The 20,990-nt window shown below is 61.9% G+C and carries 15 protein-coding genes; 12 read left to right on the top strand and 3 right to left on the bottom strand.

Annotation, left to right across the window (positions count from 1 at the left end; genetic code table 11):
- Positions 1–69: 69 nt before the first annotated feature.
- From HW452_RS02580 to HW452_RS02590, 3 genes are all read left to right on the top strand, one after another.
- Positions 70–2,235 carry a methyl-accepting chemotaxis protein gene (locus tag HW452_RS02580; protein WP_224104530.1) on the top strand — a complete coding sequence of 722 codons (2,166 nt, stop codon included), beginning with the start codon at positions 70–72 and terminating at the stop codon, positions 2,233–2,235.
- Between the two features lie 132 nt (positions 2,236–2,367).
- A complete protein-coding gene (ilvD, locus tag HW452_RS02585) occupies positions 2,368–4,212 on the top strand; it encodes a dihydroxy-acid dehydratase (protein ID WP_224104531.1) in 1,845 nt (614 codons plus the stop codon).
- A gap of 18 nt (positions 4,213–4,230) precedes the next feature.
- Positions 4,231–5,286 (top strand): oxidoreductase, encoded by a 1,056-nt coding sequence (locus HW452_RS02590; RefSeq protein ID WP_224104532.1) that lies wholly within the window; start codon positions 4,231–4,233, stop codon positions 5,284–5,286.
- Positions 5,287–5,414: 128 nt separating this feature from the next.
- Here HW452_RS02590 and nudE read toward each other — a convergent pair whose 3' ends face one another.
- Positions 5,415–6,014 carry an ADP compounds hydrolase NudE gene (gene nudE, locus HW452_RS02595; protein ID WP_224104533.1) on the bottom strand — a complete coding sequence of 200 codons (600 nt, stop codon included), beginning with the start codon at positions 6,012–6,014 and terminating at the stop codon, positions 5,415–5,417.
- A gap of 72 nt (positions 6,015–6,086) precedes the next feature.
- Between nudE and yrfG the strand changes: the two genes are divergently transcribed.
- The 8 genes from yrfG to rsd all read left to right on the top strand — a co-directional run bounded on the left by yrfG (position 6,087) and on the right by rsd (position 15,427).
- Entirely contained in the window at positions 6,087–6,764 is a 678-nt protein-coding gene (gene yrfG, locus HW452_RS02600) for a GMP/IMP nucleotidase (RefSeq protein ID WP_224104534.1), read from the top strand.
- Positions 6,764–7,153 (top strand): ribosome-associated heat shock protein Hsp15, encoded by a 390-nt coding sequence (gene hslR, locus HW452_RS02605; protein ID WP_224104535.1) that lies wholly within the window; start codon positions 6,764–6,766, stop codon positions 7,151–7,153. The genes yrfG and hslR overlap by 1 nt, the downstream gene beginning before the upstream one ends.
- An 89-nt stretch (positions 7,154–7,242) precedes the next feature.
- Complete coding sequence (gene hslO / locus HW452_RS02610; protein WP_224104536.1) at positions 7,243–8,118, top strand: Hsp33 family molecular chaperone HslO; 876 nt, start codon at positions 7,243–7,245, stop codon at positions 8,116–8,118.
- Positions 8,119–8,429: 311 nt separating this feature from the next.
- Positions 8,430–9,986, top strand: a complete 1,557-nt coding sequence (locus tag HW452_RS02615; protein ID WP_224104537.1) for a phosphoenolpyruvate carboxykinase — start codon at positions 8,430–8,432, stop codon at positions 9,984–9,986.
- Between the two features lie 165 nt (positions 9,987–10,151).
- Positions 10,152–12,491: a Tex family protein gene (locus tag HW452_RS02620; protein WP_224104538.1), complete on the top strand. Its 2,340-nt coding sequence runs from the start codon at positions 10,152–10,154 to the stop codon at positions 12,489–12,491.
- Between the two features lie 174 nt (positions 12,492–12,665).
- Positions 12,666–14,306 (top strand): glutamate--cysteine ligase, encoded by a 1,641-nt coding sequence (gshA, locus tag HW452_RS02625; RefSeq protein ID WP_224104539.1) that lies wholly within the window; start codon positions 12,666–12,668, stop codon positions 14,304–14,306.
- The gene (locus HW452_RS02630) at positions 14,303–14,803 is read left to right on the top strand and encodes a disulfide bond formation protein B (protein WP_224104540.1); all 501 of its coding nucleotides are present in this window, start codon (positions 14,303–14,305) and stop codon (positions 14,801–14,803) included. The genes gshA and HW452_RS02630 overlap by 4 nt, the downstream gene beginning before the upstream one ends.
- A 135-nt stretch (positions 14,804–14,938) precedes the next feature.
- Positions 14,939–15,427 (top strand): sigma D regulator, encoded by a 489-nt coding sequence (rsd, locus tag HW452_RS02635; protein ID WP_224104541.1) that lies wholly within the window; start codon positions 14,939–14,941, stop codon positions 15,425–15,427.
- 134 nt (positions 15,428–15,561) lie between these two features.
- Here rsd and HW452_RS02640 read toward each other — a convergent pair whose 3' ends face one another.
- Entirely contained in the window at positions 15,562–18,645 is a 3,084-nt protein-coding gene (locus tag HW452_RS02640; protein ID WP_224104542.1) for an efflux RND transporter permease subunit, read from the bottom strand.
- Positions 18,629–19,756: an efflux RND transporter periplasmic adaptor subunit gene (locus HW452_RS02645; protein ID WP_224104543.1), complete on the bottom strand. Its 1,128-nt coding sequence runs from the start codon at positions 19,754–19,756 to the stop codon at positions 18,629–18,631. The genes HW452_RS02640 and HW452_RS02645 overlap by 17 nt, the downstream gene beginning before the upstream one ends.
- A 202-nt stretch (positions 19,757–19,958) precedes the next feature.
- On the opposite strand from HW452_RS02645, the gene HW452_RS02650 reads away from it, so the two are divergent.
- Positions 19,959–20,933 carry a malate dehydrogenase gene (locus HW452_RS02650; protein ID WP_224104544.1) on the top strand — a complete coding sequence of 325 codons (975 nt, stop codon included), beginning with the start codon at positions 19,959–19,961 and terminating at the stop codon, positions 20,931–20,933.
- Positions 20,934–20,990 lie beyond the last annotated feature (57 nt).

The following is a 20,990-nucleotide window of genomic DNA, read 5'->3' on the forward strand; positions in this document are numbered from 1 at the left end:
ATTTAAATTCGAAGCAGAAGGGGAGAATGCGCGTCAGCCGAAAGTACTAGCACTTCCAGAGAGGAACCCATGCGTAATAACCAACCTGTTACTCAGCGTGAATACGTACTCAACGACGAGTCCGTACTGATTTCACGCTCTGACCTGAAAGGGCGGGTAACGTTTGCCAACTCCACGTTCGTGGATGTCAGCGGCTATACGCGTGAGGAGCTTATCGGTGCACCGCATAATCTGCTGCGCCATCCCGACATGCCCGAAGCCGCCTATGCGGATTTCTGGAAGACCATTCAGGCAGGGGGTACCTGGCAGGGCCTGGTCAAGAACCGGCGCAAGAACGGCGATTATTACTGGGTCAATGCAACGGTGGCACCGCTGGAAGATGGCGACCGGGTAGTGGGGTATACCTCGGTGCGGCGCAAGGCGGTGCCTGAAGCCGTGGCACAGGCCATCCCGGTGTATGCCGAGCTGCGTGAAAAAGGCAGTGCCAGGCGCTACAAGCTGGTGCAGGGCGCCTTGCGCCGCAAGGGGCTGGCCGGATTCTGGTCGCGGTTCAGTATCACCAGCCTGAAAGCCAAGCTGATTGCCATGGTCCTTGCCGCTCTGATGCTGCTTTGCCTGGCCGGTGGCCTGGGCGTTTACGGATTGATGGAGTCAGGTGAGCGCCTGGATACGCTCAACCACTCGGGTCTTGAATCCATTGCCAGCCTGCAGCGTATCGAGCGCCACCTGGGGCAGAGCCTTGAGGCGCTTGAGCCGGCGGTGCGTAACCCCCGCCGTGCAGACATCGAAGCCCTGGACAGTGACCTGGAGGAGCATGCCGCCTCGCTGCAGGCATTGTGGCAGGTGTTCAAGGCAGAGGGAGAAGCCAGCAATGACACGATAGCGGCCTTTGACACGACGCTGAATGAGTGGCTGGCGAGTGTGAACACCGTGCTGGACGCCATCCGGACCGGCAACGGGTTTGCCGCCTTCGAGGCGCTGACCGATACCCTTCAGCCCCATACCGAAGCGCTGCGTAACATGAACGCCGAGCTGGTAGAGCAGGAGCGTCATCAGGCCCAGGCGCTGGTGGCAGATGCCCGGCGCAGCCGTCAGCAGATGCTGATTGCTCAGCTGGTTTTGATCGGAGTCGGGCTTCTGGTGCTGATTGGATTGAGCGTATTCATACTGCGTAGCGTACTGAACGGCCTGGCTGGCGCCCGCCAACTGACGTTTCAGATTGCCGCGGGCAACCTGGCCGCCAGCGAACGGCAAAAGACCAGCGGCGAGTTGGGGGAGCTGCTCTATTCACTGGATACCATGCGCTTTAGCCTGGCCAGCATCGTCAACGACCTGGATGGCCGAGTGGCGGTGGTGACCCCGGCGATCAGGGAAATTGCCGCGGAGAACGAAGAGCTTGCCTCGCGTACCGAGCAGCAGGCGTCCTCGCTTCAGCAAACCGCTGCCAGCATGGAGGAGATGACCTCCACCGTGCATCAGAATACCCAGAACGCTCGTCAAGCGACCGAGCTTGCCCAGCAGAATGCGGCCAGCACCCGCGACACCGGCAGGCAGATGGAGGCGCTGGTAGAGCGCATGCAGCGTATTGCCCAAAGTGCGGAAAAAATGACCGAGATGATCAGTGTCATCGACGGGATCGCCTTTCAGACCAATATTCTGGCGCTGAATGCCTCCGTCGAGGCAGCGCGGGCTGGAGAACACGGCCGAGGCTTTGCCGTGGTGGCAAGCGAAGTGCGTAATCTGGCCGGGCGCAGCGCTGAAGCTGCCCAGGAAATCCGCCGTATGATCGACAGCACCACCCAGGAAGTCGGCAGCGGTCGAAGCGCGGTCGAGCAAGCCGAGCGCGCCATCGAAAACGTCATGCAGCAGGTCAACCGCGTCAGTACGCTGATGGAATCCATCAGCTCCGCCTCCAGCGAGCAGAACAGTGGCATTGGGCAGATCAATTCGGCGGTGGCCGAAATGGACCATGTCACCCAGCAGAATGCGTCGAAGGTGCAGTCCATTGCCGCCTCCGCCGACGACCTGTCGCGGGAAGCGTTTGAGCTGGCCAACGTGGTGGACGCCTTCCGCCTCAAGGGAACCCAGGAGGAGAACGTCGGCGCCGCCCGCGACAAGCTACGTCTTCTGAACCAAAAGCAGCCCGATGCTCCCAGGTCGCTGGTGACGAATGGAAAGGCTCCTTCGAAAAAAGCGATCACTCCCTCCACGCAGGACCCGTGGGAAGCGTTCTGATCCTGCATGACCGGTAACGGTCGTTCGCTACATCTGGCCTGATGAAGGCGCCCATGCCACAATCGAGGGCGCTGGATTCACTTACCCGCTGCCAGATGAGTGGCGGGCCAAAAAAAGATGTTAGAGGACACCATGCCCGAGTATCGCTCCCGTACCACCACCGCCGGTCGCAACATGGCCGGCGCCCGCGCCCTGTGGCGCGCCACCGGCATGAAGGATGACGACTTCCACAAGCCGATCATCGCCGTGGCCAACTCGTTCACCCAGTTCGTGCCCGGTCACGTTCACCTGAAGGACATGGGCCAGCTGGTCGCGCGAGAAATCGAGAAAGCCGGCGGCGTGGCGAAGGAGTTCAACACCATCGCCGTGGACGACGGTATCGCCATGGGCCACGACGGCATGCTCTATTCGCTGCCGAGCCGCGACATCATCGCCGACAGCGTCGAATACATGTGCAACGCCCACTGCGCCGACGCGCTGGTGTGCATCTCCAACTGCGACAAGATCACCCCGGGAATGCTGATGGCCGCCATGCGCCTCAACATTCCGGTCATCTTCGTCTCCGGAGGGCCGATGGAGGCGGGCAAGACCAAACTTCTGGATCACGGGCTCGACCTGGTGGACGCCATGGTCATGGCTGCCGACGACAGCGTCGATGACGAAACCCTGGCCGAAGTCGAGCGTAGCGCCTGCCCCACCTGCGGCAGCTGCTCGGGAATGTTCACCGCCAACTCCATGAACTGCCTGACCGAAGCGCTGGGCCTGGCGCTGCCGGGCAACGGCACGGTGCTGGCCACGCATTCCGACCGCCGTCGCCTGTTCGAGAACGCCGGTCACAAGATCGTCGAGCTGGCCAAGCGCTACTACGAAGGCGATGAGGCGCATCTGCTGCCCCGCGCCATCGGCTCGAAAGCCGCGTTCAAGAATGCCATGACCCTGGATATCGCCATGGGCGGCTCGACCAACACCATCCTGCACCTGCTGGCCGCCGCCCAGGAAGCGGAAATCGACTTCACCATGGCGGACATCGACCGCCTCTCCCGTGAAGTGCCGCAGCTTTGCAAGGTGGCGCCCAACACCCAGAAGTACCATATCGAAGACGTGCACCGTGCCGGCGGCATCATGGCGATTCTCGGCGAGCTCGACCGCGCCGGCGTGCTGGATACCTCGGTACCCACCGTGTATGGCGATACCCTCAAGGCCGCGCTGGACGAGTGGGACATCATGCGCTCGCCCAGTGCCGAGACGGTCGAGTTCTTCAAGGCAGGCCCCGGCGGCGTGCCCACCCAGACGGCGTTCTCGCAAAGCGCGCGCTGGCCGAGCCTCGACGGTGACCGCGCCACCGGCTGTATCCGCGATCTCGAGCACGCGTTCTCCCTGGAGGGCGGCCTGGCCGTACTCTACGGCAACATCGCGCTGGATGGTTGCGTGGTCAAGACCGCCGGCGTGGACGACTCGATCCTGCTGTTCGAAGGCACCGCCCACGTGGTCGAATCCCAGGACCAGGCCGTGGCCAACGTGCTGGACGGCAAGGTGAAAGAGGGCGATGTAGTGGTCATCCGCTACGAAGGCCCGAAGGGCGGCCCGGGCATGCAGGAGATGCTCTACCCGACCTCGTATCTGAAATCGAAAGGGCTCGGCAAGGCGTGCGCGCTGCTCACCGACGGGCGCTTCAGCGGCGGCACGTCAGGCCTTTCGATTGGCCACGTCTCGCCGGAAGCCGCGGCGGGTGGCGCGATCGGCCTGGTCGAGCAGGGCGATACCATCGTGATCGATATCCCCAATCGCACCATCAACGTCAAGCTGAGTGACGCCGAGCTTGCCGCGCGCCGCGAAGCCATGGACGCCAGGGGCAAGGACGCCTGGAAGCCGGTGGAAACCCGTCCGCGTAAAGTCACGCCAGCGCTGAAGGCCTACGCGCTGCTGGCAACCTCCGCCGACAAGGGCGCGGTGCGCGATCTTTCCAAACTGGATTGACCACGAGCAAGGAGCGTTATGAAATCGACGATCAATGTAGGCCTGGTAGGCTACGGGTTCGCGAGCAAGACGTTTCATGTACCGCTCATTCAGGCCACGGACGGCCTGAATCTGGTAGCGGTGTCCTCAAGCGACGCCGCCAAGGTGCAGGCGGATCTGCCGGAGGTCGAGGTCGAACGCGAGGCGCGGAATTTGTGCGAGCGTCACGATATCGACCTTATCGTGATTCCCACTCCCAATGACACCCACTTTCCTCTGGCAAAGATGGCCCTTTCCGCAGGCAAGCACGTGGTAGTGGACAAGCCCTTTACCGTGACGCTCTCGGAAGCCAAGCAGCTGAAATCGCTTGCCGTGGTGAAGGAGCGTCTGATTTCGGTGTTCCATAACCGCCGCTGGGATAGTGACTTTCTGACCCTCAAGGCACTGATCGAGGCGGGTACACTCGGGCGTGTGACCAGTTTTGAATCACGTTTCGATCGCTTCAATCCAGAGGTGCGCGACCGCTGGCGCGAAAAGGCCACGGCGGGGGCGGGCCTGTGGTTTGATCTGGGACCGCACCTGCTGGATCAGGCCTGTGAGCTGTTCGGCACCCCCAACGCCATCTTGCTGGAGCAAGGAGTGCGGCGGGACGGCGCCCAGGCCGATGATGACTTTCTGGCCCTGCTGGACTACAACGACTGCCGCGTCAGCCTGAGCGCCAGCGCGCTTGTGGCCGAACCCACTCCGCGATTCAGGCTCCACGGCACGCAAGGCAGCTATCTGAAGTATGGCCTGGACCCGCAGGAAGAGCGCCTGAAGGCAGGGGAGATACCCAGCATGAACTGGGGCGAGGACACGCCGGGCACGCTGACGCTGCGTACTGGGCAGGACGGTGAAGGGCCGCTTCTACGCCGCGAGCATCCCACCCAGCCCGGTAACTACCTGGCCTACTACCAAGGCATCGTCGACGCGATCCACGGCCGCACTCCGCCCCCGGTCGATATCGACGCCGCCCTGCGTTCCATGACGCTTCTTGAAGCAGGCCAGGACAGCCACCGCCAGCGCCGCTGGATTGCGCTGAAACCCCACTTCTAACCCCACCAGCCCGCGTTACGCGTTTGTCGCCGTACTTGATTGAGCACAAACCGTAGCGCGTGGTAAGCCGCCAGGCGCACCCGCGGGAGCAGCGCGGCGAGCGCTGCCATGCAAAGGTGCGGTACTCTTCACAACAAATCTGCACTGCTCTGGCGCTTCTCGTCACGCATCCGGTCGCGGGCGATGTAGAGCGCGGCAATGGCGCGGGCTTCGTGGAAGTCGTCGCGCAGCAGCAGGGCGGGCAGGTCGTCGATCGGGTGGGTTTCGACGATCAATGGCTCGGGCTCGTCGCCGGGCAGGCGCTTGGGGTATAAATCAAAGGCGATCATTACCTGCATCCGATGGCGCATGTAGTTGGGGGCCAGAGAAAGCTCCACCAGCGGCTCGATACGGTGGGCGCCAAAACCGCACTCTTCCATCAGCTCGCGATTGGCGGCGGTCACCACATCCTCGCCCGGGTCCACCAGGCCCTTGGGCAGGGTGAGCACGTAGTCCTCGTAGCCTGCGGCATACTCGCGAATCAGCAGCACGTGCTCCGGGTCCGGCATCGCCACGATCATTACCGCGCCGTTCTCGGCGCCGGTCAGGCGTTCAAACTGACGCTCCTCGCCGTTGGAGAAGCGCAGATCCAGCGACTCGACGTGAAACAGGCGGCTCCTGGCTACGCTTTCGCGGGCCAGTATGCGAGGTTTTTGTGGATAGCGGGGTGACGTATCCGATACCGACATGCGGCGCCTCCATGGCTGCTAAAAAAGGGTTACGCTACAATAGCACGCTTACTCTTTCAGACTGGAGCGGCAATGATCGACTGGCGCGAAATTGATACCGTCCTGCTGGACATGGACGGCACGCTTTTGGACCTGCACTTTGACAGTCACTTCTGGCTGGATCATCTGCCGCGGCGCTATCGTGAGCTTCACCACCTGGATGAAGCATCGCAAAATGCTCTGCGTGACCGCATCATGGGCGAGCAGGGCACGCTCAACTGGTACAGCCTGGCCTACTGGAGCCGGGAACTCGACGTTGACGTGGTCGCGCTCAAGCGCGAGGTACAGCACCTGATCGGCCTGCGCAGCGATGCGCTGGATTTTCTGAAATGGCTCAAGCAGGCGCACCCCCGCGTCATCCTGGCCACCAACGCTGATAGAGCCAGCCTATCGCTTAAATTGCCGCTCACGGGGTTGGAAAACTACCTCGACGCCATCATCTCCTCGGAAGACGTAGGGGCGGCGAAGGAAGAGCAGGCATTCTGGTTTGCGCTTCAGGATATCGAACCGTTCGACCCCACCCGCACCCTGTTCATCGACGACAATCCTCACGTGCTGGAAAGCGCGCGTGAATTCGGGATTCGCCATCTGCTGGGTATCAAGCAGCCCGATAGCCAGCGCCCCGAAAAAGAGCTGCAGGAATTCATCGCCCTGGATCGATTTGCCCAACTGCTGCCGGAAAACCTGCCCGGGCAGCAAGGAGAGCGTTAATGAGCGACACCGTTCGCCTGGATAAGTGGCTGTGGGCTGCGCGGTTTTTCAAGACGCGCGCCCTGGCCAAGAAAGCCATTGAAGGCGGCAAGGTGCACTACGACGGTGCCCGTGTCAAAACCAGCAAGAATGTCGAGCTGGGTGCCTTGATTCGCGTGCCGCAAGGATGGGATCTCTATGAGGTCGAGGTCATTGCCCTTTCTGATCAGCGCCGCGGCGCGCCCGAGGCACGCAAGCTGTACGCCGAAACCACCGAAAGCACCGAGCGCCGCGCCCGTGAAGCCGAGGCGCGCCGGTTGACCAATGAAGTCATGCAGCACCCGTTGAAACGGCCGGACAAGAAGCAGCGCCGCGACATACAGCGTTTTCAGCGCCAGCCCGGCGAGTAGCTGCTCCCATCGTTGTGCGGCTGGGCATCTGTCACGTCATCGCCCCGGCCGCCTCTTCTTAGCTCAATTTCCACTTTCAGGATCCTTCGATGTCTGATCAGATTCAGCGTTTCATGTTTGACCATACCAACGTGCGTGGCGAAATCGTCACACTTTCCACCGCCTATCATGAAGTGCTGTCGCGTCACGCCTATCCACCGGCCGTCAACGAGCTGCTAGGCGAACTGCTGGCCGCGGTGGCGCTGCTGACCGATACCGTCAAGCTCGACGGCACCTTGAGTGTCGAGGTGCGCGGTCAGGGCGTGCTTTCACTTCTCATGGCCGAATCCAACCCCGGCGGCGAGCTGCGCGCCATTGCTCGAATTGCAGAAGACAGCCACCTGCCCAGCGAACGGGCAAGTTTTCGCGAGCTGGTCGGCGAAGGCCAGATCGTGATTACCCTGGACCCCAAAGAGGGCAATCGCTACCAGGGCATCGTGGCGCTGGACCACGATACCCTGGGTGGCTGTCTGGAAGCCTACTTCAGTCAGTCCGAGCAGTTGCCCACTCGGCTATGGCTGTCGGCAGATGGCGAACGTGCCGGTGGCCTGTTGCTGCAGCGTCTGCCCGATGAGTCGCAGAACCAGGATATCGATGCCTGGGAGCGCAGTGTGCACCTGGCCGATACCATCAAGCCTGAAGAACTTCTGGGTCTTGAGCAGCGCGAAGTGCTGCATCGTCTCTATCACGAGGAAACCGTGCGCGTGTTCGACCCCAAGGCGCTGCGCTTTGGCTGCACCTGTTCGCGGGAGCGAATGGCTGGCGCGCTTCTCACGCTGGGGGCGGACGAACTGCGCGATATCTTGCAGGAACAGGGCGCGATCGACACCCAATGCCACTTCTGTCACACGAAATATCACTACACTGCGGTGGATATCGAAGCAATGTTGGACGACCCCGACGCACCGGCGCCGGTTATTCACTGATTATGTAGTCGCCTGGCCGAGCGAGGTTCCGCGCTTTTGGCATGCAAAGTGTCAGCAGTTACAAGGCGTTTGGCTGACTTGCCAAACGCCTGTTTGAAATTATACTGCGCCGCAACACAAAATATGGTGTTCTTGTAGTAGTTTAACTACAAAATGTTTGACGCAAGCCCCCGTTTCACGGGGGCTTTCTTTTTGCAATAATGCGCCGGACTTCAGCACGCCCAGCCTGTTTCACGCTGCTGGGACGATCTTTTAACGGCGTCGATGGCGCCCGGTAACGAGAGAAAAGGCCGCAAGGCCCAGGAATCGACATGACCACGACTCAAGCCGCTCCCCAAGCCCACGTCAATCTCAGCAGCGCCGAACTGATCGAGCGCGCCGTGGCCGGTGGTGAAGGCCGCTTGTCGGCTGATGGTGCCCTGGTAGTCAATACCGGCGTACGCACGGGGCGTTCACCGAAAGACCGCTTTATCGTCGACGAACCCGGCACCCGCGACAGCATCGACTGGGGCAACGTCAACCGTCCCTTCGACGTCGCCAAGTTCGATGCCCTCTGGGCACGCGTGGAAGAGTATCTGGGAAGCCGTGAGTATTTCGTCTCCGAGCTGCACGTGGGCAGCGATTCCACCCACTACCTGCCGGTTCGCGTGAACACCGAAACCGCCTGGCAGAACCTGTTCGGCCGCACCATGTTCGTTCGCCCAACGGCCTACAACCCGGCGGGCAAGGACGAGTGGGTCATCCTCAACGCCGCAGGTTTCGAGTGCGACCCGAGCCGCGATGGCACCAACTCCGATGGCTGCGTGATCATCAACTTCGCCGAGAAGAAAGTGCTGATCGCCGGCATGCGCTACGCCGGTGAAATGAAGAAAGCCATGTTCTCGGTGCAGAATTACCTCTTGCCGGCCGCCGACGTACTGCCCATGCACTGCTCGGCCAACGTGGGTGAAGATGGCGAGACCTGCCTGTTCTTCGGCCTTTCCGGCACCGGCAAGACCACGCTCTCCGCCGATCAGGCCCGCTACCTGATTGGTGACGACGAGCACGCCTGGGGCGACGACATCGTCTTCAACATGGAGGGCGGCTGCTACGCCAAGTGCATCGATCTCTCCGAGAAGAACGAGCCGGTCATCTGGAACGCCATCAAGTTCGGCACCGTGCTCGAGAACGTGGTGCTCAACGACCGCCGCGAGCCGGATTACGCCGATGACAGCCTGACGCAGAACTCCCGCGCTGCCTATCCGCTCGAGCACGTCGAAAAGCGCGTACCGGAAAATCTGGCCGGCGAGCCCAGTGCCATCGTGTTCCTGACCTGTGACATGTCCGGCGTGCTGCCCCCGGTTTCCGTGCTCTCCAAGGAAGCCGCCGCGTACCACTTCCTGTCCGGTTATACCGCCAAGGTCGGTTCTACCGAAATGGGGTCGTCCGAAGGCCTGGCCGCCACGTTCTCCACCTGCTTCGGTGCGCCGTTCTTCCCGCGCCCGGCGCGCGAGTACGCGGACCTTCTGATCAAGCGGGTGGCCAAGAAAGATGCTCAGGTCTACCTGGTCAACACCGGCTGGACCGGCGGTGCCTACGGGGAAGGCGGCTCACGCTTCTCCATCCCGACGACCCGCGCGATCATCAGCGCCATTCAGTCCGGCGTGCTGCGCGATGTAGACACCAAGCATATCGATGGCCTCAACCTGCAGGTGCCCGTCGCCGTGCCGGGTGTCGATTCGAGCCTGCTCGACCCGCGCGACACCTGGACCGACCGCGACGCCTATGATCGCCACCTGAAAGACCTGGCGACCAAGTTCGTCGACAACTTCAAGAAGTTCGAAGGTGTGAGCGATGCCATCATCAAGGCCGGCCCGCAGCTGAGCTGATGGCGAGTTTGCCGCCTTGGTAGTGAAGGCCGCCTCCGGGCGGCCTTTTGCTATGTAAAGACCGGCGCGATAAGGCCCGCAGCGTCGCCTCCAGATAAAGCGGTAATAGATCGATTGTGATACCTTGTGGGCACTTAACAATGCTGCATGAGTTAGTTGCACTTTATGGATGTCAATCAGCGAATTATTTCCCGCCTGGCCGATGAGCTGGGCGTGCGTAACGAACAGGTAGCGGCCACGATCGAGCTTCTGGATGGCGGCGCCACCGTGCCCTTCATTGCCCGCTATCGTAAAGAAGTGACCGGCGCCCTGGATGATAGCCAACTGCGCCAGCTGGACGAACGCCTGCGCTATCTGCGCGAGCTTGAAGAGCGCCGTGATGCTGTACTGATGGCAATTGACGAGCAGGGCAAGCTGGAGCCATCGCTGAAGGCCGCCATCCAGTCCGCCGAAACCAAGCAGCGCCTGGAAGACCTCTACCTGCCGTTCAAGAAAAAACGCCGCACCAAGGCGCAGATCGCCCGCGAAGCGGGCCTCGAACCGCTGGCCGATGCGCTGCTGGCCGATCCCACTCTCGACCCCGATGCCGAAGCCCAAGGGTACTTGCGTCCCGCCGAGGACGACATCCCCGCGATTGAAGACGCCAAGGCAGCGCTGGATGGCGCCAAGCAGATCCTCATGGAACGCTTTGCCGAAGACCCGGAGCTGATCGGTCGGCTGCGCGAGCGCCTGTGGCAGGAGGGCGAGCTGAGCGCCCGCGTGCTGGAAGGCAAGCAGCAGGAAGGCGCCAAGTTCTCGGACTATTTCGAGCATGACGAGAAGCTTGCCAAGGTACCGTCGCACCGGGCACTCGCCATGTTCCGCGGGCGCAACGAAGGTGTGCTGAGCCTCGCCATTCGTCTGCCCGGCGAAGATGATGCGCCCGTTCATCCGGCCCAGGTCGCCATCGCCCGCCAGGTGGGTATCAGCGATGAAGGCCGCGCTGCCGACAAGTGGTTGGGCGAGGTGGTCCGCTGGACCTGGCGGGTCAAGCTTTACACCGCGCTTGAAACCGAGCTGCTCGGCCGGCTGCGTGAACAGGCCGAACTCACCGCCATCGAGGTGTTCGCCGCCAACCTGAAGGACCTGCTGCTGGCCGCACCCGCCGGGCAGAAGGTCACGCTGGCACTGGACCCGGGCCTGCGCACCGGCTGCAAGGTGGCGGTGGTGGATGCCACCGGACAGTTTGTCGATCAGGCCACCATCTACCCCCACGCGCCGCAGAATCGCTGGGACGAGTCGCTTTCCGTGCTCGCCAGGCTGGTCAAGCAGCACGGCGTGGAGCTGATTGCCGTGGGTAACGGTACCGCCAGCCGCGAAACCGACAAGCTCGCCGGCGACCTGCTGAAGGCGCTGGCGCCGGAGCGCCGGTTGAGCAAGGTGATGGTGTCGGAAGCGGGGGCCTCGGTGTACTCGGCCTCCGAATACGCTTCGCGCGAACTGCCGGACCTGGACGTCACCATTCGCGGGGCAGTCTCCATCGCTCGCCGCCTGCAGGACCCGCTCGCGGAACTGGTAAAGATCGAACCCAAGTCCATCGGTGTGGGCCAGTACCAGCACGATGTCTCCCAGGTGCAGCTGTCGCGCAGTCTGGAAGCCGTGATCGAAGACTGCGTCAACGCCGTGGGGGTGGATCTCAATACCGCCTCGAGCGCACTGCTTTCCCGAGTCGCGGGCCTGAGCACGGCGCTTGCGGAAAACATCGTCGCTCAGCGTAACGTGAGCGGCGCATTCAAGAGCCGCAAGGCGCTGCTCGAAGTCAGCCGCCTGGGTCCCAAGACCTTCGAGCAGTGCGCGGGCTTTCTGCGCATCCACGATGCCGATAACCCCCTGGATGCCAGCGCCGTTCACCCCGAGGCGTATCCTCTGGTAGAGCGTATCGCCAAGCAAAGTGGGCGCGAAGTGAAGAGCCTGATTGGCGACAGCACCGTGCTGAAAGCCCTGAAACCGGCGGATTTTGCCGATGAGCGCTTCGGTATCCCGACCGTCAGCGATATCTTGAGCGAACTCGACAAGCCCGGCCGTGACCCGCGCCCGGAGTTCAAGGCCGCCGAGTTCCGAGAAGGGGTGGAAACCCTCAAGGATCTAAGGCTCGGCATGGTACTCGAAGGCACGGTCACCAACGTGACTCATTTCGGTGCATTCGTGGATATCGGCGTTCATCAGGATGGCCTGGTGCATATCTCTGCGCTGTCGGACCGTTTCATCGACGACCCGCGCAGCGTGGTAAAGGCCGGCGATATCGTCTCGGTCAAGGTCATGAGCGTGGATATCGCTCGCAATCGCGTGGGGCTTTCCATGCGCCTGGATGACGAACCGGAGCCTCAAGAAGGCGGAGCTGCCCCAGGGAAACAGGCCGCGCAGAAACCCCCGCGCAGCAAGCGAGCAGCGAAAAAACCGGCAGAAACGGCAGCTCCCATGGGCACGCTGGGGGCGGCGCTGTTAAAGGCCCGCAAGGATAAATAGGCCGGTGCCCGAAAGCCGAACAGGCTTGAGGGGAGCGGCGTCTTGAAAAAAGCACGGTTGCCGCCATATCCTGTTTTCTGTTTTCAAGACAGCTTTCAAGGCAGCGATGATGGCGATGCCACCGGATTTCACCAGGGCCTGCAGTGCAGGCCTGACTGACAAGGAGTGTTCACCTTGCCTGAACCACTCACTGTACCTACCCAATTGACTGCTCAGATCGAGCGGCTCCTGCCTAGCGCCCGCCTTGGTCGTTTGGGGCGCCTGCGGCGCGGGCTCGAAAAAGAGGGGCTGCGGGTAGATGCAAAGGGGCATATCGCGCAAACATCGCACCCTGCCACGCTGGGCTCGAAGCTAACGCACCCGCACATCACCACCGATTATTCAGAAGCCCTGCTCGAATACATCACCCCGGTCTATTCCGAACCCCGGGAAGCGCTGGCGTTCTTGTCCGATCTGCATACGTTCACCTACCACCACCTGGATCAGGAGTGGATCTGGCCGGGCAGCATGCCCTCCCGGCTTTCGGGTAACGACAGCGTGCCCATCGCCGATTACGGCACCTCCAACGTAGGCACCATGAAGCACGTCTACCGCAAGGGGCTTGACGTACGCTACGGGCGAATCATGCAGGCCATTGCCGGGGTGCACTACAACGTCTCGCTGCCCGAAGACATGTGGCATGCGCTGCGCGAGCTGGAAGGCGCCGGCAATATCCCGTTCAACGACTACCGTTCGACGCGCTACTTCGGCCTGATCCGTAACTTTCGTCGGCACAGCTGGCTGCTGTTATACCTGTTCGGTGCTTCCCCTGCGATCGACAAGAGCTTTCTGTCAGGCGGCAACGTACCTGAAAAGCTCGAGCCCCTGAGCGACGATACCTTCTATGCGCCCTACGCCACCACGCTGCGCATGTCGGACCTGGGCTATCAGAACAAGGTGCAGTCGCAGCTCAAGATCTGTTTCAACTCGCTGTCGAATTACGTCAACACCCTGCGCCATGCCATCTCGACGCCCTGGCCCGACTACGAAAAGCTGGGCGTGAACGTGGGGGGCAGCTGGCAGCAGCTCAATGCCAACATCCTGCAGATCGAGAACGAGTACTACAGCGATATACGTCCCAAGCGGGTAGCCAAGCACAACGAGACGCCAAGCCAGGCCCTCGAAGCGCGCGGCGTCGAGTATATCGAAGTACGCTGCCTGGACCTGAACCCCTTCGATCCGCTGGGGGTGACCGAAACCCAGATGCGCTTCGTCGATACTTTCCTGATGTGGTGCCTGCTCAGCGAAAGTCCCTGGATCTCCGATGACGAATGCGACCGCCTGGACGATAACCGCCGCTGGGTCGTCGACCGTGGGCGCGACCCCGAGCTTATGCTGATCCGCAATGGGCAGGCGACCTCGGTCAAGGCATGGGGCCAGCAGATATTTGCCGAACTCAGGGAGGTCGCTCGCCTGCTGGACGCCGTTGAAGACGAAGCGCCGCATGCAAGCGCACTCGATGAGCTTGCGCCGCTGCTCGATGATCCCTCTCTGACGCCTTCGGCACGACTTCTTGCACGCATGAAAGAGGGCAACGGCTCGCTGAGCGATACGCTGCTCGCGCTTGCCAAGGAGCAGGCTGAAACACTCAAGCAGACGCCCATGGTGCGCTCGCGTGAAGCGCTTCTGGCCCAGTTGATCGACACCTCGCATCAGCAGCAGCAGGATATCGAAGCAGCCGACCAGGAAAGCTTTGCCGATTTTCTGACAACGTATTTTACCAAGGCACGTGAATCCCGTGCACTTTCGGCATTACCCTCTGAGGATAGGCAATGAACCCGGCAGCACTTCGCCCCGTCGCTCTGGCGGGCCTGGCTTTTTGTGTATTGATGATGGCGGTCGCGCTCGGCCTTGAGCATATCGGCGGGTTCGAGCCCTGTCCGCTGTGCATCTTTCAGCGGGTAGCGGTCATCACCGCCGGGGTGATCTTTGCCATCGCGGCAATCCATAACCCCGGTGGCAAGGCAGGTGCCGGCATATACGGCGTACTGGGGCTTGCCGCAGTGGGCACCGGCGCCTTCATTGCCGGGCGCCACGTCTGGCTGCAAAGCCTGCCCGCCGACCAGGTGCCGTCCTGCGGCCCTGGCCTTGATTACATGATGGACGTGCTGCCCATGCGCGATGTCATCGCCATGGTGCTGAACAGCTCCGGCGAGTGCGCCGAGATCGACTTCACCTTCCTGGGGCTTTCACTGCCCGCCTGGACGCTGGTCGGGTTCGTGATTCTGGCATTTGTACCGCTTCGCATGTTGTGGTTAGCTGTCAAGCGTTAGCAAACGCGCCTGTGCGGCCAGCCGCTTGGCTGGCCGGCAGTACCAGGGAAATCCGCCCATGGCGGGATTGACAGCGTTGGATGAAAAGGTGAGTCTAGCGCTGGTATAGGTGGCTAATTAGCAAGGAGAAGCCCCATGCTCGAAGATTGCAAGAATGCCCAGGAGCGCTGGGGAGGCGTTCATGGCTTGATCGACCGCTGGCTTGAGCAGCGTCGCTCGCTGTTGATCAGCTTTATCGAGTTGAAGGAAGCGTGCGACAGCGAGCTTGAAGCGATCAGCAAGCCACGCATCGATACATTCAGTCAAAGCCTGATGGATTACATCAGTGCCGGCCACTTCGAAATCTATCCACAGCTGGCTGAAGAAGCGCGCGCCTTCAACGACGAAAGCGCCCTGCACATTGCTTCACAGTTGCTTGAGCGGTTGGAAATGTCCACCCAAATGGTGCTCGAGTTCGATAACGACTACGCCTCGACAGAAAGCTGCCAGCAATACCTGGCACGCCTGCCCGCCTGGATCGACCGTCTCGCCAAGGGCCTCTCCGAACGCTTTGCCCTTGAAGACCAATTGATCGCCCGCCTGCACGCAGCCCACACTCCGCTGTCGAATAAAACGTCCGCATAACGCAAGTGCCTGACCAGCAGCGTCACATGAATGCACAATCCGTAGCGCGTGGTAACGTTTTGCGAGGCACGAGCAAATAAGGCACCCGCGGGAGGCGGCTGGCAAGCCGCCTGGTCGAGCCGCTCACTCTGGCTTCATGATGCGTTATGCCTCACGCGATGAAACTTGCCGCCGATCACCAGCATGCAGGGGGTAAGCAGCAGGGTGAGGGCGGTGGCGAAGGTGAGCCCGCCGGCAATGGCGCTGGACATCTGTGTCCACCACTGCGCGGAGGGCGCATTGAAACCGAGCGCCGGGGCGAACAGATTGACGTTCACCCCCAGCACCATGGGCATCAGCCCGAGCACGGTGGTGATCGCGGTCAGCAGCACCGGGCGCAGGCGTAGGCAACCGGCTTCCAGGGCGGCGGTGGCGGGCGTCATGCCCTCGTTGCGCAGCTCGTTGTAGGTGTCGATCAGCACGATATTGTTGTTCACCACGATACCGGCAAGCGCGATGACGCCCATGCCCACCATGACGATGCCAAACGCCTGGCCAGTGATCAGAAGCCCCATCAACACGCCTGCGGTCGAGAACACGATAGCCGAGAGCACGAGCCCTGCCTGATAGTAGCTGTTGAACTGGGTCACCAGAATCAGCGACATCAGGCCAACGGCCACCAGGAAAGCGCTGACCAGAAACTGCATCGACTCCTGCTGGTCTTCCTGCTCACCGGCGACGTTGACCATCAAGCCATCCGGCAGGCGGTCACTGCCCGCTGCCAGCAGCGCGCGCAGGCGTTCATCGGCGAGATAACCGGGCGCCAGGTCGGCCTCGATGGTAATGGCCCGTCGCCCATCGATACGGTTCAGCGTGCCTACCTTGGGGGCCGGCTGCATGGTGACGAAGTGAGAAATCGGCACCTGGCCGCGCTCGGTGTTGATCGTCAAGCGCTCGAGCTGGTCGAGCGTGCGCCAGTGCTCCGGCAGGCGGACACGAATGTCCACCTCGTCACTGACCGTGGGCGGGCGATAGGTGGCCACTTCAAGGCCCGTGGTCAATAGCTGCACCGCGCTGCCGATGGTGGTGACATCCGTGCCCATGCGGGCGGCGGCTTCACGGTCCACGCGGATCTGCCACTCGACGCCGGGCAGGCTGCGGTTATCCTGAATATCCACAAAGCCCCCTAGCTCGCGCATCAGGCCATGCAGCTGGTCGACCCCGGCATCGGCCACCGCCGGGTCCAGGGCGCTGACTTCCAGCACGATGGGCTTGCCACCCCCCGGGCCCATCTCCTGCTCCTGAAACTCCAGCACGATGCCGGGTAGATCCCGGGTGCGCTCGGCCATGTCGTTCAGAATGGCGCGCGCCGGGCGGCGCTCATACCAGTCCACGAACTGGAATTGCAGCATGCCGATCACATCGTTGCCCATCTGCTGGTCCGGCACTGCAAACGAGCGGGCGTAGAGCGCCTCGACTTCGCTCATGCGGCCAAGCCGGGCCTCTACCCGCTGCAGGATGGCGTCGGTCTCCGTGGCCGAGAAATCACCGCGGGCGCGTACCAGTACCTGGGCGCTGTCCGGCTCGACGTTGGGGAAGAAGTCGACCCCATGATTGAAGCGCGCATAGCCGGTATACAGCAGCACAATGGTCAATACCGCCACCAGCAGCACCCAGGCCGGATGCCGCAACAGCTTGCCCAGTAGGCGCCGATAACCGCGCCCCAGGGCGGTGGATTCATCCGGCAGCGTAGCCCCTTCGCTCTGTGTTGCCGTGCGGGTAAACAGTCGCCCAAGCGTCGGCAGAAATACCAGTGCCATGGCAAGCGAGGCGAGCAGGCAGAGAATCACCGTGGCCGGCAGGTATTTCATGAACTGGCCCACCACGCCCGGCCAGAACAGCAGCGGAATGAAGACCGCAAGCGTGGTCGCCGTGGAGGCGATCACCGGCCAGCTCATGCGCGATGCCGCGTTCAGCCACGCCTGGTGCGGCGATTGGCCCTCGTGCAGGTAGCGGTCGGCAAGCTCGCTGACCACGATGGCGCCATCCACCAGCATGCCCGCCACCAGAATCAGGGCAAACAGCACCACGATATTGAGCGTGAACCCGAATACCCACACCAGCAGAATACCGGTCAGGAACGCGCCGGGAATGGTCAAGCCCACCAGCAGCGCCATGCGCCAGCCCATCACCGCCACTACCACGATGAGCACCAGTACCACCGCGGTCAGTACGTTGTTCAACAGTTCGGAAAGCATGTTCTGTACGGTGATCGACTCATCCAGAATCGTGGTCAGGCGAAGCGCTTCGGGCAGCAGATCACCTGCCTGGGCAACGCGGTCATGCACCGCCTCGATGGTGGCGATGATGTTGGCACCTGCACGCTTGGAAATCTCGAGCACTACCGCCGGCTGGCCATCGATGCGCGCAAACCCCTGTGGTTCCTTGAAGGTGGGGTGAATCCAGGCCACATCGCCAAAGGTGACCACCTGGTCGCCATCGATCTTTACAGGCATGTTCATCACATCCTCGATCGACTCGATGATGCCTGGTACTTTCAGCGACAGGCGACCGGCGCCGGTATCCAGGCTGCCGGCGGCCACCAGGCGGTTATTGCGCGATACCTGGTTGAACAGGGCGTCGAAATCGATGCCGTAGCTCTCCAGCACCAGGGGGTCGACCACGATTTCCAAGAGGTCTTCCTGGTCGCCGGCAATATCCACTTCCAGCACATCGGCAATGCCTTCGATCTCTTCTTTCAGACGCCGGGCAATGGTGAGCCGCTCCCGGGTATCCAGGCGGCCGGAAAGCCCGATGGTCAGCACCGGAAACTCGGAAACATTGACCTCCATCACCCGGGGCTCCTCGGCCTCCGTCGGCAGGCTGCTGCGCGCTATGTCGACCTGCTCGCGCACATCGGAAAGCGCAGTGTCCGGATCAAAGCCGGCGTCGAATTCCAGGGTGATGGAGGCATGCCCCTCGCTGGCCTGCGCGGTAAACTTGCGCAACCCTTCGATGCCGCGCAGCTCCTGCTCCATGGGGCGGATCAGCAATCGCTCGCCATCCTCGGGGCTTACCCCCTCAAGGCTCAGCGAGACATAGATCATCGGAATGGTAACGTCGGGGTTGGCTTCCTTGGGGATGGCCTGCCAGGCGGCCAGGCCCGCCAGCAACAATCCCGCCAGCAGAAGCAGGGTGGTGCGGGTGTGGGTCAGGGCCGCATCAATCAGTGAGCGCATGGGGGCTTTCCTGACCAGCGGTGGATGCCTCGTCGGTCACGGCTTGATCGGCCATCACCGGCGTTACCTGCTCGCCGGTGGCGACCAGCCCCGCGCCCAGGGTGATCAAGCGCAGTGAATCCGGCAGACCGGTCACGTAGGCACGCTCGATATCGGCGCTTACCAGCTGTACCTGGGTCAGCTGTACACGGTTCTCCTCATCCACATGCCTGACCGCCAGTTGACCCTGTTCATCGAGGCTCAGCAGCGCCGGAGAGAGGGTATGCACCTGGCGCGGGGGCAGGGTAATGGTCAGCTCCGCGCTGCCGCCGGCCAGATGCAGGCGCTGGGGGTTGTCCAGCGTGGCTTCGATATAGAAGGTGCGCGTCGCTTCCTCGGCGCGGTGGCTGACATGGGTCAGCGTGCCTTCAAGGTGCTGGCCGTTCAGCAGGCGCGCCGTCACCGGCAGGCCAACGCTCAGCTCGCCCACCTGCTGTTGGGAAACCCAGGCCGCGCCGGTCAGGCGGCGGTCATCGATCAGCCGCCCCCACTCTTCACCGGGTTGGAGCAAATCACCAAGCTCTACCTGAACGCGGTCGAGCACGCCTTCAAAGGGAGCGGTCGGGCGGCTGTCGCTGAGCTGCTTTTCAAGCTGCGCTACCGCGGCGGCGCTGGCACTCAAGGCGCTTTGCAGACGCAAAAGGTCCGGCTGGGAAATCAATTCGCGCTGGCGCAAGCGCTGGGCGCCGGCATACTCTGCCTGAGCGACGGCCAGTTCATCCCGGGCCTGCTGGAGGCGCTCGGGCAGGGCATCGTTATCCAGTACCAGCAGTGTTTCCCCCTCGGCCACCCGCTGGCCCTGCAGGATCGGCTTTTGCGCGACAAAGCCTGCCTGGTTGGCGCGCAGCGTGGTTTCACGCTCGGCTTTCAACTGACCCTGGATAATCTGCTGGGGAATGAAGGGCGTACTCTGCTGCTCGCGCACCTCGACGCGCAGGGCATTCTCTTCTGTCGTGGAAGGCGCATCCGGCGCGGTGGTTTGAAAGCGCTGAAAATCACCCAGCACCAGCCATATCACCAGCGCCAGCACCAGGACGCTAGCCAGCGCATAAGAAAAGGGGATTCGTCGCATGGGGTGTCTATATCCGTATCAACACAGGAGAGGGCATGACTGCGCACACCATAGCGTAACTCGCTGTCGACAGCGAGTACCACGCGGGCAGACGAATGGCTAGTGGCCGCATGTATGATTGAGTTTTTGTATCACTGCGCATACCATCTTGGCATCTTGAGTTCTGTCGACCCACCCTAGGCGAACCAACCAAGGAGCAATGATGAAAGATCCAGTACGTATTGCGATTACCGGCGGTGCCGGCCAGATCAGCTACTCTCTAATTTTCCGCATCGCCGCCGGCGACATGCTGGGAGCGGATCAGCCCGTAATTCTTCAATTGCTCGAAATTCCTCAGGCAATGGACGCGCTGAACGGCGTGGTGATGGAAGTCAACGACTGCGCCTTCCCGCTGGTGCAGGACATCGTGGCCACCGACGATCCAAACGTCGCCTTCAAGGATGCCGACTTCGCCCTGCTGGTGGGTGCACGTCCGCGTGGGCCGGGTATGGAGCGCAAGGATCTGCTGGAAGCCAACGCTGCCATCTTCTCGGTACAGGGCAAGGCGCTCAACGATCACGCCAGCCGTGACGTGAAAGTGCTGGTCGTGGGCAACCCGGCCAACACCAACGCGCTGATCGCATCCGCCAACGCGCCGGATCTCGACAAGGGCCAGTTCACCGCCATGACGCGTCTGGACCACAACCGTGCCCTGACCCAGCTGGCCCAGAAGACCGGCAAGCACGTGACCGACGTCGAAAACATGATCATCTGGGGCAACCACAGCGCGACCCAGTACCCGGATATCGCCCAGTGCAAGGTAGACGGCAAGGCCGCTTCTGATCTGGTCGAGCGTGACTGGTACGAAAACGACTTCATTCCTACCGTTCAGCAGCGCGGTGCTGCCATCATCAAGGCACGCGGTGCTTCGTCTGCGGCGTCTGCGGCGTCTTCTGCCATCGACCACATGCGCGACTGGGCGCTGGGCTCCAAGGGCATTGTCAGCATGGCGATCCCGTCCGACGGCAGCTACGGCATCGAAGAAGGCATCATCTACTCCTACCCGGTACGCTGTGAGGGTGGCAAGTACGAAATCGTCCAAGGCTTCGAACTTGACGAATTCAGCCAGGAAAAGATGAAAGCCACCGAAAAAGAGCTGCGCGAAGAGCGCGCCGCCGTCGAGCACCTGCTCGGCTAACGCGCCCACTCTTGCCAGTAACGCAAACCCCGCCAACCACGTTGGCGGGGTTTTTTT

It is taken from the genome of Vreelandella aquamarina (assembly GCF_020075495.1).
Lineage (GTDB): Bacteria > Pseudomonadota > Gammaproteobacteria > Pseudomonadales > Halomonadaceae > Vreelandella > Vreelandella aquamarina_A.